The 15,311-nt window shown below is 38.1% G+C and carries 15 protein-coding genes and 1 pseudogene; 8 read left to right on the plus strand and 8 right to left on the minus strand.

The features are described 5' to 3' along the window. Window positions 1-4 precede the first annotated feature (4 nt). Window positions 5-316 (minus strand): iron-sulfur cluster assembly protein, encoded by a 312-nt coding sequence (locus VCM39_RS19900; protein ID WP_221650241.1) that lies wholly within the window; start codon window positions 314-316, stop codon window positions 5-7. Window positions 317-586: 270 nt separating this feature from the next. Between VCM39_RS19900 and VCM39_RS19905 the strand changes: the two genes are divergently transcribed. From VCM39_RS19905 to VCM39_RS19920, 4 genes are all read left to right on the plus strand, one after another. Beyond that, entirely contained in the window at window positions 587-2,101 is a 1,515-nt protein-coding gene (locus VCM39_RS19905; protein WP_322933220.1) for a tetratricopeptide repeat protein, read from the plus strand. A gap of 167 nt (window positions 2,102-2,268) precedes the next feature. After that, window positions 2,269-2,643 carry a DUF3244 domain-containing protein gene (locus VCM39_RS19910; protein ID WP_002558963.1) on the plus strand — a complete coding sequence of 125 codons (375 nt, stop codon included), beginning with the start codon at window positions 2,269-2,271 and terminating at the stop codon, window positions 2,641-2,643. Between the two features lie 54 nt (window positions 2,644-2,697). Continuing rightward, window positions 2,698-4,323: a hypothetical protein gene (locus tag VCM39_RS19915; RefSeq protein ID WP_322933219.1), complete on the plus strand. Its 1,626-nt coding sequence runs from the start codon at window positions 2,698-2,700 to the stop codon at window positions 4,321-4,323. A 237-nt stretch (window positions 4,324-4,560) separates the two neighbouring features. Next, the gene (locus tag VCM39_RS19920; RefSeq protein ID WP_002558961.1) at window positions 4,561-5,004 is read left to right on the plus strand and encodes a hypothetical protein; all 444 of its coding nucleotides are present in this window, start codon (window positions 4,561-4,563) and stop codon (window positions 5,002-5,004) included. A gap of 50 nt (window positions 5,005-5,054) precedes the next feature. Here VCM39_RS19920 and radC read toward each other — a convergent pair whose 3' ends face one another. The 7 genes and pseudogenes from radC to VCM39_RS19955 all read right to left on the minus strand — a co-directional run bounded on the left by radC (window position 5,055) and on the right by VCM39_RS19955 (window position 11,822). Further along, window positions 5,055-5,750 (minus strand): RadC family protein, encoded by a 696-nt coding sequence (gene radC / locus VCM39_RS19925; RefSeq protein ID WP_322933218.1) that lies wholly within the window; start codon window positions 5,748-5,750, stop codon window positions 5,055-5,057. Continuing rightward, window positions 5,747-6,736, minus strand: a complete 990-nt coding sequence (locus VCM39_RS19930; RefSeq protein ID WP_322933217.1) for a glycosyltransferase — start codon at window positions 6,734-6,736, stop codon at window positions 5,747-5,749. Before VCM39_RS19930 ends, radC begins: the two co-directional genes overlap by 4 nt. A 104-nt stretch (window positions 6,737-6,840) precedes the next feature. Further along, a complete protein-coding gene (locus VCM39_RS19935) occupies window positions 6,841-8,037 on the minus strand; it encodes an acetate kinase (RefSeq protein ID WP_322933216.1) in 1,197 nt (398 codons plus the stop codon). Window positions 8,038-8,056: 19 nt separating this feature from the next. Beyond that, the gene (pta, locus tag VCM39_RS19940) at window positions 8,057-9,076 is read right to left on the minus strand and encodes a phosphate acetyltransferase (RefSeq protein ID WP_002558957.1); all 1,020 of its coding nucleotides are present in this window, start codon (window positions 9,074-9,076) and stop codon (window positions 8,057-8,059) included. A gap of 133 nt (window positions 9,077-9,209) precedes the next feature. Further along, window positions 9,210-10,760 carry a hypothetical protein gene (locus VCM39_RS19945; protein WP_322933215.1) on the minus strand — a complete coding sequence of 517 codons (1,551 nt, stop codon included), beginning with the start codon at window positions 10,758-10,760 and terminating at the stop codon, window positions 9,210-9,212. Window positions 10,761-10,819: 59 nt separating this feature from the next. Then, window positions 10,820-11,108, minus strand: a pseudogene (locus VCM39_RS19950) (DUF4384 domain-containing protein); the annotation flags it as partial. Window positions 11,109-11,138: 30 nt separating this feature from the next. Then, window positions 11,139-11,822 (minus strand): hypothetical protein, encoded by a 684-nt coding sequence (locus tag VCM39_RS19955; RefSeq protein WP_289291020.1) that lies wholly within the window; start codon window positions 11,820-11,822, stop codon window positions 11,139-11,141. 207 nt (window positions 11,823-12,029) lie between these two features. Here VCM39_RS19955 and VCM39_RS19960 point away from each other — a divergent pair, with 207 nt between their 5' ends. The 4 genes from VCM39_RS19960 to VCM39_RS19975 are packed head-to-tail and all read left to right on the plus strand — an operon-like array spanning window position 12,030 to window position 15,055. Further along, entirely contained in the window at window positions 12,030-12,368 is a 339-nt protein-coding gene (locus tag VCM39_RS19960; protein ID WP_002558953.1) for a CidA/LrgA family protein, read from the plus strand. Beyond that, window positions 12,365-13,060, plus strand: a complete 696-nt coding sequence (locus VCM39_RS19965) for an LrgB family protein (RefSeq protein WP_322933214.1) — start codon at window positions 12,365-12,367, stop codon at window positions 13,058-13,060. The genes VCM39_RS19960 and VCM39_RS19965 overlap by 4 nt, the downstream gene beginning before the upstream one ends. A 54-nt stretch (window positions 13,061-13,114) precedes the next feature. Then, the gene (locus VCM39_RS19970; RefSeq protein ID WP_289291015.1) at window positions 13,115-14,032 is read left to right on the plus strand and encodes a DUF2156 domain-containing protein; all 918 of its coding nucleotides are present in this window, start codon (window positions 13,115-13,117) and stop codon (window positions 14,030-14,032) included. 9 nt (window positions 14,033-14,041) lie between these two features. Beyond that, entirely contained in the window at window positions 14,042-15,055 is a 1,014-nt protein-coding gene (locus tag VCM39_RS19975) for a GNAT family N-acetyltransferase (protein ID WP_322933213.1), read from the plus strand. Window positions 15,056-15,311 lie beyond the last annotated feature (256 nt).

Raw genomic sequence — 15,311 nt, forward strand, 5'->3', positions numbered from 1 at the left:
TATACTAAAGAAATCCCAACTCCAGTTTTGCTTCTTCACTCATCATATCCTTATCCCATTCCGGCTCAAAAACCAAATTGATGATAGTTGAGGTCACTCCTTCTATCGATTCTACCCGTTGCCGGACATCTTCCATAATAAAATCGGCTGCCGGACAGTTAGGTGCAGTCAGTGTCATATCAATAGCCACCTCACCTGTTTCAGATACATCTATTTTATAAATAAGTCCCAAATCATATATATTGACCGGAATTTCCGGATCAAATACAGTCTTGAGCATGTCTACTATTTTTTCTTCTATTTCAAACTTTGTCATAGTTGAGAGTTTTATTGATTACTTACACAAAAATAATGCTTTTCTATATAGAAAGGTTTATAGTGTCCCTCTTTTTATGTACTTTTGTTAATTATGAAGTACAAACCGTCTAAATACTCGCTTATTGAAGGACTACTTCTCTTGTTTTTGTTAGTGGCCTGCCAGCAAGATAATAAATACCTTACTCTATTGTCACAAGCAGACTCGATCATACACACACGTCCAGACAGTGCATTATCTCTACTTAGTTCAATCAAGAGACCTCAAAAAATGGAAATAGAGAACAGAGCCAGATTTGCTCTACTTTTAACACAAGCTGAACATAAAAATTGGATACCACACACCAACGACTCCTTAATCCAGATAGCGGTAGACTATTATAAAAACAGAAATAATAAAGAACAAAAAGTGAAAGCCTATTATTATTTAGGATGTGTCTACGATGATATGGGAGATATTGTTGGAGCAATAGACGCTTATTTAAAAGCATTGAATGTATCTCCCTCTCCAAACAGTTATTCAGAAATGAAAACTATGATTTATGAAAACTTGGCAGATTGTTATCGCAGCCAAGGTTTCTATGACAAAGCGATGGAGATGTATCGTATTTCTTACAAAACAAACATCAACCACAATGAAGAAAAGAATATACTTTTCTCTTTACAAGGAATTGGAGAAGTATTTATGTATCAACATCAATGGGATAGCGCAGCTTATTATTACAATGAAATCATAGAAAAATCACGTGCACTCGGTGACTCATCCTGGATATCTATTGGAATTAGTAACCTTGCACATATTTATTACAATCAGAAGAAATATTCAGAAGCCTATCACACAGTTCTAAAATCTATTCACAATAATAATGAAAATAATGAGAATGAAATAACCAACAAGTACATTTTACTTGGCGATATCTTAATCCAACTGGGGCAATATGATTCAGCTCGTTACTATCTATCGCTTAGCAGTACTAAAGAAGATCCTTTTCTACGAGCTTCCAGACATTTCTCATTATATGAACTTGAAAAAAAATGTGGAAAATATAAAGAAGCAACACAATACATTGATACATACACAACCTTATATGATTCCCTTCGAGAAGGAAAGAACAAAGAAGAAATTGCAAAGTTAATAAACAGCTATACAATAGAAAGATACAAAAAAGAAATTTCCGAAAAACAGAAACGTCAAACCAGAATCTCTATTTCCTTTTCTATTCTCATAATTATTTCAATTTTATTCATTTTCTTGATGATCGATAGGTATCGGAAACAAGAATATATTGGCTTACAGAAATCTTTAATGAAAAAAAGAGGAGAGATAATGAAGATGCAGGAGGAACTGAATAACATGGATGTGAACCATTCACCAAACTCTATACAAGAGAAAGAGAACAAACAAAATATTCTAAAACAATTACAAAAAGAGAAATTTTATTATAGTATCCAATTATTTCAAAAGACTCCCTATTACAAAATCATACAAGAACTAAAACAAAAAAGAAGAATTGAAGAAAAAGTCTTCACCTCAGGAGAACGTGAACTTCTATGGGATTGCATTTATCAGATTTTCTCAGATACAATGTCAGATCTGAAAGCACAATGTCCTGAATTGACTAGAGAAGATTTATTATATTGCATCTTATACCTATTAGGATATCCCAATTCAATCATTATAATTTGCACTGGAACCAATACAAATGCCTTAAAGTCCCGAAAAAATCGATTAAAAAACAAAATGAGTAAAGAACTATATTTATTTATCTTTGATGCCGATAAATAACTGCCAGACTGCATATTAGACTTCTAAAAATTTCTATATTACTTTTCTATTACCTTAATACATTCGCAGATAAGACAATTATGACCTAATTGTTACCAAAAAAAATATGCTTTTTCCGGCAAAATTTAGTCCTTTACCCCAAAATTAACCCCGTAAAATATAAACTTATGAAAACTAAATTTTTATTATTATTTTTCATTACTCTGGCTATTTCAGGAATAGTATTAGGAGAGACCCTAAACAAAGGAATAAGGATTGAGTTAAAACATCATCTCAGAAAAGATCATCGCTCTGTTATTGAGCAACCATTTCAAGTCTTTTTAAACACCCCTCTTATAAGTATAGAGCAAGATCCTTCTTTATCGGATGAGTTGTTCTACACTGTAAGAATCAAAGATGTAAACACTGGCAAAATTATGGAGACATTGACAACCGCCGGAACTACATATATTAACATAAGCAATTTGATTCCAGCAGAATATAACATAGAGATTGATTTAGAATCCATGTTATTATATGGAACCTTTGTAATACAAAAATAATAGCATTTTTTCACACAGCCTTAAATATAAAAATTTAACTTTAAAAAAAACATCATGAAAAGCAACTTAAAAAAATTATCAACATTGTTGATTCTACTAATGATTGTATCATGTTACAATGACAGATTTGATACAATAGACTATTCGTTATCAGTCGAAGACAATAATAATGAACTCAAAAAAGAGGTTAATCTAAGAAGTCAATTTTCATTGGCTTTAGCTAAGGTCTTTGCTGAAAGTAAAGATGTGAGAGAACTTATAAAAAAGGAAGCTTTAAAGCAGTTTGATTATGATTACGATGTTTTATACATGTTAGTCAAAGATAAAAAAATAGGAAATAATAAAACATTGGAAGAACTTTTATTAAAATATATGAATAAAGAAAACCTCCTTATTCTAATACAAGAAATTCCAACTTTGACTATATTCGTACCTTCTCTTCCTGAAGAATCCTTTTCTGCAGAAAAATGGGATATTAAACAGGAAATACCTTTTGTTGCATATAAAAACGAGGATAATACAATATCATACGTGAATAGTGCAGGAATAGTTAATACTTTTGAGGAAGATGAAATTCCAGTATTCCCTATTGTAGTAATAAAGCCATCAGAAAGAATTGTTTTGCAAAAAGGGACTCGAAATTCAAATTCGTCAACAGTACTACATGCTGAGAATGGAATCAATTTTGTGTTTGAATTCGATGAATTTGATAACGTTACATCACCACAAATTAAAACCAGAACATCTACAACAACAATTCCCGATCTTTTCAAAAAAATTTATGACGCTAAAAAGTTTTCTGATCAAAATGATATTTGGCAAAGAGATTACATTTACTATAATATTTCAAAAAAAGACGGAAAAGGCGTATTCCAAAAAAACATTTCTGAGTGCATCTATTCTCTTGAATTATTAGGAGATCCCAATAATATGTTTAGACTAATAGCAGATCAGGAAGGAGACCCTCACTATTCTGAAACAGAGTCATTGAGACCGGGATCAGGATCGTCTAGGCCGAAGCCAAAATCAAGAAGTGAAGACTACCATAGAACACAAGCCGGTTTTTGGTATGGAGGAAACTTTGAGTTTTTAGTAAAAACTTATATTAGCAACAAACAACTGAGTTCTAATGAAATTATTAAAGCAGTATCTATCCCCCCACTGCATTTGTTTGATCTAGCCATAGAACGAAACGGACGGAGACCTGCAAAGGTAGTGGGAATTAATAAGATGAAAAAGTATTATTTACCTACTCCAATACCTATTTTCGATTGGAATATAGAAAACTATTCTACATCTATTAAAATATCTATTGAAGAAAAAGATAATCAAGAGACATCTATGAAAACATCAGAAACAACAAGTACATTTGCTACAAATTTTGAATTTAATGCAGGCTTTAAAGATATAGTCAAAGTAGGTGCTAAAGTTTCTACATCCACAACGCTAAAAGTTTCTACTGTAGTAACAACATATTTGAATAGCGATCAACTAGGAGATGTCATAATCAATTTTGGAGATGACATTGTAGTAAAAGACGAAATGGAAATTATTAATTCCCTTGTCGAGTACGATCAAAATGGAGTAAGGAAAACCACTGACTCTTACGGACCCGTATTAAATCCTAGATATAATTCTGGATATTATAGATTGGGAATCCTTCCTTTACCACAATACTAATCTAAATTATTGAGGGTGTGCATTCTATGTTTCTACGCAAGAAAAACTTTGTTTTTGCGTAGAAACATAGAATGCACACCCTCATAATCCCATATTCATGCTTATCTTTCACTTTTCTATAAAAAATTAAAAATCTTCTCTCCTTATCGTAAGGAAAGATACTAAAATAGAACACTTTTTCATATAAGAATTGAATGTAGATACTTTTTTTGAAATTTCATTATAAAATAAACGATTATGAATGCAACAATAAAGCTATTAGGTTATATTCTAATTTCACTTTTTCTCTTTTTATCATGTAGCAAGGATGACGAAAAAGAGATTATAGAAGAGAATTATGAAATGAATATAAAAGTGGAATATACTAAATGGTCAGAGTCATATCCGGATGAAGGTTCTAAAATATATATATATTTTAATCGCCAAATGGAGGATTTCACTGCCATGAGGTATGATGCAGATGGCGTATATTATTCTGATGATAAAATTATTGGACCAGACAAAACGGATATCGCAGACAAAAATGGATTAGCGGTTATTGATTTTAAAGATCATTTAAATATGAAATTCTCATTAGCAGTCGAAAGCAGGCATACAAAATTAAGAGCGTTTATGTATTTTGAAAAGTATGTTTTTGCAAAAGAACACACCTTTAGCTTTTTCAAGTCAACCTTTGAATAGCGACTGATATAAAAAAGAAATCTATCCATCCCATATATTTCTGTTACTTTTTATATCATCCCCTCATCTGCGAAACTATAGTATTTGCCATCACAAACAATCACATGGTCTATCAATTTAATATCTATGGATTTGGCAGCATTGAATATTCGCTGTGTCAGTACCTGGTCTTCCTGACTGGGATGAATATTACCCGATGGGTGGTTATGAACAACGGCAATCTGGGTAGCACGTTGCAACAATGCTTCCCGAAGAATAGACCGCACATCCACAAACGTTCCGGCGATACCTCCTGTACTAATCCGGACAGAACCAATTACTTTGTTTCCCTGATTTATCAGCAATACCCAGAACTCCTCGAGCGCAAGATCACACATCAACGGATGAAATACCTCATAGATATCTTTAGAACAACGAATCACGGCCCGTTCTTTTATTTCCTGTAACCTGCGCCGTTTGCCAAGCTCCAGAGCAGCCATAACAGTAATACTTTTGGCCGGTCCAAATCCTTTAAAACGAGAATAATCACGCACTTCCCAACGAGCAAGTTCATTCAAATCGTTGTGGCAGGAAACAAGTATCCGCCGCATCAGTTCAACAGCACTCTCTTCTGTATTTCCCGATCCGATAAGGATAGCCAATAACTCTGCATCACTCAGTGCATCAGCTCCCTTTGCCATCATCTTTTCACGTGGACGGTCTTCTTTGGCCCACTGACAAATAGTAAGTTTTTGCGGCTCTTTCATTTATAGAAGTTTTTCCGAAATGCTTCGAACTCACCACGTTTCAAGATACAACGCTGCCACCAGGCTCTCCAAAAGCCGGTCCCATAGCCAATGAGTTGTATAAAGGAGGCGACAACCGAATAAATGCCAATACGGAAACTACGGTTCTGAACAGTAGAATCCATACAGACCAATAAAGCATAAAGAACAATAGGCAGCAGACTAAATAGGCAAAACGGAGTACCAATAAGCAGTATTACTACTCCCAAAGTAAACACAGCAGGAAGCAAATGTACCAGTTTCAATGATTCCGGATATTTTTTATAAAGATTGATACGGGCAATACCCGAATTATGTACTTGCTTGAAGAATTTCCTCAAATCCGTACGCCGCTTATGATATACCCAGGCACCCGGAAAGAGTCTGCAACGGTATCCTTCTTTAAAGATACGGATACTAAAATCAATATCCTCACCAAACCGCATTTTAGAAAAGCCACCTAAAGCCTGGTATACCTCCCGTCTCACTCCCATATTAAAGCTGCGCGGATAGAACTTGTCCATCTTCTTTTTCCCGCCGCGAATACCTCCGGTAGTAAAGAAAGAGGTCATAGAATAGTTAATCGCTTTCTGAATATCCGTAAAGGAGTCATGAGCACGATCGGGACCTCCGAAAGCATCTGCCGGAGCTGTCTTTAATTCCGCTTCTATTGCATCCAGGTACCCTTCAGGAAGAATACAATCAGAATCTAATATTATCAGATACTCACCCCGACTTCGTTCTGCCCCATAGTTGCGGGTTTGCCCCGGACCGGAATTCGTTTTTTGGTAATATTTCAAATCAAGGACAGCCTTATATTTCTCAGCCACTTCCAGACATGGTATGGTAGACCCATCTTCTACTACTATCACCTCAAAATCTTTGAAACTTTGATCCGCAAGACTTTGCAACAGTTCATCGACCTCATCGGGACGATTGTATACGGGTATAATAACGGAGTATCTCATAGTTATTGTTTTATCTATATTGCAAAGATACATCATTATTTTAATAAAAACGGGGCTACTCCTAATTAGGATAGCCCCGCTCTGTATATTATCTGTTTTACAGATTATTTACCCACAACAGTCATTGTGTCAGACGCAATCAGCAACTCTTCATCCGTAGGAATAACTACTACCTTTACCTTTGAATCATCTGTAGAAATGATAGCTTCTTCACCACGTACTTTGTTCTTTTCGGCATCTATCTTCACACCCATGAATTCGAGCCCTTCACATACACCGGCACGACAACTTGCCTGGTTTTCACCGACACCACCTGTGAAAAGAATAACATCTACACCACCCAAAGCTGCAGCATAAGCACCAATATATTTCTTAATGCGATAGAAATACATATTCTCCGCCAGAATTGCTTTCGGATTTCCTTCAGCTACGGCAGCTTCCAGTTCACGCATATCACTTGATACGCCAGAGATACCGAGTACTCCGCTCTTCTTGTTGAGCAGATTAGAAACACCTGTCGTAGTCAAACCTTCTTTGTCCATAATGAAAGCCACTGCACCGGCATCAATATCACCGCTACGTGTGCCCATCATCAAACCTTCCAATGGAGTAAGTCCCATCGTAGTATCGATACATTTGCCATCCTTGATAGCAGCAATAGAACCACCATTACCGATATGGCAGGTAATGAGTTTCAAGCCCTCTGCTTTAATACCTAAGTATTCACATACACGCTGTGAAACATAACGATGAGAAGTTCCGTGGAAGCCATAACGGCGTACACCATATTTCTCGTACAGTTCGTAGGGTACAGCATAAAGATATGCGTAATCCGGCATTGTCTGATGGAAAGCCGTATCAAATACACCTACCTGAGGAATATTAGGAAGGATAGCTGAGACAGCATTTACACCTTTCAGATTAGCAGGATTGTGAAGCGGAGCCAAATCATTACAAGCAACAAAAGCTTCCAATACGTCTTTGTCCAGCAATACAGACTTGCTGAAACGTTCGCCTCCATGTACCATACGATGACCTACCGCATCAATTTCATCCAAAGACTTAATCGCACCATATTCCGGGCTAACCAAAGTATTAAGAATGAATTCTACTCCAACTGTATGTTCGGGAATATCTTTTTCAAGTATTTTCTTCTCTCCGTTCGGCAAAGTAAGTTTCAGGAATGAACCTTTCAAACCTATCTTTTCGATACCACCTTGTGCAATCACTTCTTTGCTGTCCATGTCGAACAGCTTGTATTTAATGGATGAACTTCCACAGTTCAATACTAATATTTTCATTTTGACTTCGATTTTAAAATTATTTCGCCTTCTTGGCAGCAATAGCCTGATTAGCAGTAATAGCAATCATTCTGTAAACATCTTCAATAGAACAACCGCGTGAAAGATCATTCACCGGACGGGCAATACCCTGAAGAATCGGTCCTACTGCATCAGCATGTCCCAAACGCTGAACCAGTTTATAAGAAATATTACCCACTTCGAGGCTTGGTACTATCAGCACATTAGCTTCACCTGCAACCGGAGATCCCGGTGCTTTACTTGCACCCACTGAAGGAACCAGAGCGGCATCCGCCTGCATTTCACCATCAATATTTAGCTCTGGCGCCATTTCTTTAGCCAATCTTGTTGCTTCTACCACTTTGTCTACTACCTCATGCTTTGCAGAACCTTTGGTTGAAAAGCTTAACATAGCTACCTTCGGATCTTCAATTCCGGCAACAGCCTGTGCTGTACGAGCTGTACAAACTGCAATCTGAGCCAGCTGAGCAGCATCGGGAACCGGAGTTACAGCAACGTCTCCCATTACAAGCAGACCATTCTGTCCACACTCAGGTGCATGTGTCAACATCAACATTGCACCAGACACAGTAGTGATGCCCGGGCTTGTTTTAATAATCTGAAGAGCAGGACGAAGCACATCACCTGTTGTATTACGTGCACCGGCCAACTGACCATCAGCATCTCCGTTTTTAATGATAAGACATCCCAAATACAATGGGTTGAGTACCAATTTACGGGCTTCTTCAATAGTCATGCCTTTTTTCTTCCGAAGCTCACACAACAATTGTGCATATTCTTCTTGTTTCGCATGATTTTCCGGGTCAATAATGGTTGCCTTACTGATATTTCCCAATCCCCACTTAGCAGCAGCCTCATGAATTTCATCCGGATTACCCAGAAGAATAAGGTCAGCAACTTCATCTGTCAAAATCTGATTGGCAGCTTTCAGAGTACGTTCTTCTGTACCTTCAGGAAGAACAATGCGTTGACGATCCGCTTTCGCACGTGCAACAATAGAGTTAATTAAATTGAGCATAGATATTTAATTTTATGTATAATTCTGGTAGTAGGTGTTATTCACGCCGCAAAAGTACACAATTTTGCAATATCTACATTGCAAAACGGGGCGTTTTTACGCCCCGAAGATACAATTATTATAATATTTAACACTAACGAATGATTTGCGGAGATACTTCCTTAAACTGTTCCATACACATTCCGATAGAAGCACCAATATAAGTAGGATCACAAATCAAGTATTTGGCACCATCGTCCAGCACCACATAATCACCGGGAATTTCCTCTGTAAAACGGACTGCTGAAGCAATATGATTGGGATAATCGAGTAAAATAGCATCTAAGCCTAACAAATCTTTCACTAAAGTAGAATACAAGATAGCACGGTCTTCACAGTCACAAGCCGGATAAAAAAAGTTTTCGTCCAGAAAGAAAGGTTTCTCATAACCAAATTGTGCCCCATCGGTCTGATATTCAAAACCTGTCTGCACAAACTCTATGAGTATATTAGCAGCCTCTCGCTGAGATTTACCTTTGATAGCTTCTTTCAGAGGAGGATACAGAGTTGCTTTTAACTCTTCACTCATGGGAGTGTGATAATATACCGACACATCACACTGCGGATAGCTCTTATAAAATTCTATCAGGTTCTTATTAACCACCGTCTCCACTTTTACCGAACCGGATTTAGGAGATATGGCTTCTGCATATTCAACCATATTAAACTCAGGCGCCGCATCGATAGAAAGAGAAACATAATTCTTTGCATTCGCAAAATCCTGCTTATAGGTATAAACTCCCATCGGGCCATTCTGCTTTTCCGCATCAAAGACATAATACTTGGTACCCTCCAATATTATATAAGGTATACCATATAATGCTGCGGCAGGTGCTACCATCAGTTTCAGTTTTTCGTTAATTTTGGAAAGGCGTACTTTATATCCCGATTTATTCAGAATAAACATTTGCAGAAAAGCAATATCATCTTTCTGCTGTTCACCATAAAGCTGTTCGCCAAGCTTCTTAGTAAACAACAAATACCCCCAGTCACTTATCTTCTTCTCTTCACGCAGAGTCATGCAATCCTTTATCAATTGTTCATGATCCGCTTTACAAAGCTGGCTCCAAGCATCGGCAACATCTGCTTCCCGATTCCCTGCCAATGCAAGATTTTCAATTGCACCAGTTGCCACATTAAAGAAAGAACCATAAAAATCAACAGGCGTACGACGTACAGGAGTCTCTGATTCCGGTACCACCGGAATATCTATTTTCACGGGAAGATAGGGCCGTCCCGGAATATATACTCCAGGTACAGGTTTATCCGTAATAGATGGTAAAGCGGGTTTCTTTATCTCAACCGGTTTCCCTTCAAGAGTAGGCCTTTCCATTCCCGGTATTCTTGGAGGAGCCGGTTTAATTTCAATGGGTGCTTGTGACCGTTTGCCATCAAACACCGGTTGTTTGACGGGTTCAGGACGTACCGGCGCTTCTACAGCATCAAATGCCTCAAACTTAGTCCACGCTTCTCTAAGAAAAGTATCAAAGTCGGCATCCGCCTTATTTTTAAAATCATTAAACTCTTTCTGTTGCTGCTTTTGAAAACTTTCAAATTCCTTTTCAAAGTCAACATCTTGCGCCATTGCCACCGGAACAGCCAATAGCCCAATCACAAAAGGAAAAATACACTTCATCTTATTCATCTGCGTATTATTTTTAGTAACCAGCGACTCATTATTATCCTACTTAATCAACATCATCTCATAGAAAGCACACTCATCTGCGAGTATGCCTCATGAAACTCTTGCCCGTCATTCTGAGTTATCTGCCCGAAAACCGATCAGACGTTTTCCATCACCCCAGCTTTCTGTAAAGCAGCTTTCTTGGCTTCCATAAAAGCGCGCTCCTCAGCTTGCTTCAAAGTGATCTCTTCACTGACCTGCCAACGCCCCTGTACCCCCTTTCACCTTAACAATGTCCTGGGCACAAAGGCTTCCGGCAGATATCAACAATAAAATAGCTATAACTCCGAGTAGCCTATTTATTCTCATTCAAATCTTTCCCTTTTTAATAATCGATCCTTAATACCCTAACTTATCCAGTTCTTTGGCCAGGTCTTCCGACTTCTTTGCCAATTCGGCACGTACTGCACTAATCGCAGCCTTATTCGCAGATTCCAGGCTATACCCAAGTGTTACCATCACCTCTACATTTTTGTTTTCAAGCGTTCTATACACTTCTACCAATGGCGTGATACGTCCCAAAGTAGCCGAAATCACACTTTTACTGGCAGCAACTACACTTGAAAGACTGGCAGCTTCTTCCTGTCCCATATCATCATTGGCCACTTTTGCCTCAATCAGCTGAGACACTTTTGTTTGAATCTGCCCCGCAAGTTCTATTTTGGCAGCATTGGTTGCCTGCAAAACAGCAGAAGACTGATTACCACCAATAGCTCTTGAAGAAGCAACATACCAGAACGGAGTTCCGTCCGGAGTCATTTCTGCCTGCTTCTGCCATGCATCCTCTATCTGCTTATCTAATGGCAATTTCCCAATTGGAGTTTTAAACCCTTCTTTTGTTAATTTCTTAGCTTCTTTACGTGCATCTTTAAGTGCCTTTTTTTTCAGTTCATTGTTTAAAACTTTCTCTTGTTTTGCCATTGTTTTGTAGTCTTTCTTGGTAGCCTTTTCTTGTGCAAAGGTATTTACAGATAACATCAGGGCAAAAACCGTGAAAACGCTGATTAGCAAGTTCTTCTTCATATTCGTCTTGTTTTAGTAGTTAATATTCGTTTTTTAAATCGGACATTGATATTTGCAAAAATATATATATTTTCCTTTCTATTCCTTTTTTCATTGTTTTTTTTCATACAATTGAATGGTTAAAATAATTTCTTCACGGAAAACAGTGACAACTCTCCTACTTATTTCATAACTTTGCACCGTTTTCAAATTCAATAGGTATAAAATATGATACGTCAGTGTGCCATTTTATTTGGCTGTTTGGCTTTGGGTGAATTGATTGTTTTTCTCACGGGAATTAAGCTCCCGTCCAGCATCATAGGAATGTTGTTGCTCACCCTGTTTCTGAAATTAGGTTGGATCAAGTTGCATTGGGTGCAAGGTATGTCCGACTTCTTAGTTGCTAATCTGGGATTCTTCTTTATTCCACCAGGAGTTGCCCTTATGCTCTATTTTGACATCATTGAGGCACAATTCTGGCCGATAGTAGTTGCAACCCTTATCAGTACCATCCTGGTGCTTGTTGTCACCGGATGGGTTCACCAATTAACACGTAAAATCAAATGAATTATTTAGAAAATGAATTCTTCCTGTTGGCTATCACCTTCGGGATTTACTTCTTTGCCAAGTTACTGCAGAAGAAGACGGGATTTCTTTTGCTGAATCCTATTCTACTCACTATAGCCGTCCTTATCATTTTTCTGAAAATAGCCCATATCAGTTATGAAACTTACAATGAAGGCGGCCATCTGATTGAATTCTGGCTTAAACCGGCAGTAGTAGCGCTGGGGGTACCTCTGTATTTACAGTTGGAAACAATCAAAAAACAATTGCTCCCCATATTATTATCACAGTTGGCTGGCTGTTTTGTCGGAGTTGTTTCCGTTGTACTGATAGCCAAACTAATGGGAGCTTCACAAGAAGTTATTCTCTCTCTGGCTCCGAAATCCGTAACTACTCCTATTGCCATGGAAGTAACTAAAACCTTAGGAGGTATTCCTTCGCTGACAGCAGCAGTAGTAGTCTGTGTCGGATTACTGGGGGCCATACTCGGATTCAAAACAATGAAACTGATGCATGTAGGTAGTCCGATAGCCCAGGGATTATCCATGGGAACCGCCGCTCATGCGGTAGGAACCTCCACTGCGATGGATATCAGCAGTAAATATGGAGCATATGCCAGTCTGGGATTGACATTAAACGGAATATTCACTGCATCATTAACTCCAACAATTCTCCGATTATTAGGTCTTCTCTAACAAAAACGTCCTCTATTTGTTATATTATTAAGCGAAAAGCAAAATAAATTTTATATGATAGATTTTAAGGATATTACTATCCAGGATAAGGATACCATTACATCTTACACGATGAACAGTAGTCGCCGTAATTGCGACCTTTCTTTTTCCAACCTTTGCAGTTGGAGATTTCTGTATAACACACAGTTCGCCATCATTGACGATTTCCTGGCATTCAAATTCTGGGTTGGAGACGAACTGGCCTATATGATGCCTGTCGGAAAAGGAAATCTGAAAAAGGTACTGGACCTGCTCATTGAAGACGCAAATCAGGAAGGACAACCGTTCTGCATGCTGGGTGTGTGTGCATGTATGAGAGAAGAACTTGAGGAGATCATGCCGGGACAGTTTACATTTACTGCTGACAGGGACTATGCAGATTATATCTACCTGCACACCGATCTGGCTACGCTAAAAGGAAAAAAATTCCAGTCTAAGCGAAACCACATCAATAAATTCCGGAATACATACGGTAACTATGAATATACCCCTATCACCTCCGATCGTATTCAGGAATGTTTAGATCTGGAAGCCGAATGGTGTAAAGTGAATAACTGTGACCAACAGGAAGGTACCGGCAATGAACGCCGTGCCCTGATTTATGCATTAAATCATTTCGAAGACCTGGGGCTAACAGGTGGAATACTTCACGTCGACGGCAAGATTGTTGCATTTACTTTCGGGATGCCTATCAACAAAGAGACTTTCGGTATACATGTAGAAAAAGCTGATACAACAATTGACGGGGCTTATGCCATGATCAACTATGAATTTGCCAATCACATCCCCGAACAATATATCTACATTAACCGCGAAGAGGATCTGGGTATTGAAGGCCTGCGAAAAGCCAAACTATCCTACCAGCCCGTTACTATTCTGGAGAAGTATATGGCATGCTTTAAAGAACATCCCCTGGAAATGATTAAATGGTAAGATAAAGAGATGACCAAACAACAGATAAAAGCTTTATGGAAGCTTTGTTTTGACGATAGCGATGCGTTCATCGATATGTATTTTCGCCTGCGTTATAATGACGAAGTAAATATCGCTATAGAAAGTGGCAAAGAAGTAGTCTCTGCACTTCAGATGATACCCTATCCTATGACTTTTTGTGGCGAACAAATCCAGACCTCATATATCTCCGGTGCTTGTACCCATCCCGATTTCCGGGGAAACGGAGTCATGCGTGAGTTACTTTCACAGGCATTTGCACGCATGAGGTATAATCGCGTTGTTCTTAGTACACTGATCCCTGCAGAGCCCTGGTTGTTTGATTATTATGCGCGTATGGGGTATATGCCTGTATTTCGTTATTCGGAAAAAAAAATATCACAATGGGACATAAGTCCTGTGCCGGATATCTTCATAACGAAATTAGCAGATGCCAATGAAGAAGCATATCAATATCTCGACAAAAAAATGTCTGAGCGCTCTTGCTGTATTCAGCATACTTTTAGTGACTTTAAAGTAATTTTCGCAGATTTGCTTATCAGTAAAGGCACATTCTATATAGCTACCGTTCAGGAACAGATAGCAGGCATAGCCGTTGTTTATCCGAATGGTAATGGATTACAAATAAATGAATTGCTGACAGAAAACGGCGAAATTGAAAAAGCATTGCTCTATCATATCCGGCAGGAAGCAGGCACCGACGCTATTACAATGATTACTCCCCCTATGGCTGCCGAAGAACAATATCCCCTCGGCATGGCACGTATCATTGATGCCAGAACTATTTTACAGTTCCATGCGGCCTTGCATCCGGAAATTGAAATGAACATAAAGCTAACAGACGAACAATTGGCTATAAATAATGGCTACTACTACCTTTACAAAGGAAAATGTAAATTCAGTAAAGAACGGTTGTTAGGTAGCCACCGACAATTGACCATCGGAGAACTATGCGAAAAGCTCTTCTCTCCATTGCAACCTTATATGAGTTTAATGTTGAATTAACAGCTATTATGCAAAGCGTTATTTACTAATCCTTTAGTACTCTTCTTTAGATTTAAGAACACAAAACATCCGGATGTTATTATACAAAACACCCGAATGTTTTAATTTACAACATGGGGATGTTTTCACTGACAACACCCGGATGTTGTTGATTCTTTCCATTTGATTTATGACAAGCAGAAATAGGGTAGTCTGATTGCATGATAAGTATTGACTTACACACTTAAAGTAGTGAACATAGTAGTGAGTATATAAA

Origin of the sequence: Bacteroides mucinivorans, from assembly GCF_034654355.2 — a bacterium.
In the GTDB taxonomy this organism is placed as follows: domain Bacteria; phylum Bacteroidota; class Bacteroidia; order Bacteroidales; family Bacteroidaceae; genus Bacteroides; species Bacteroides nordii.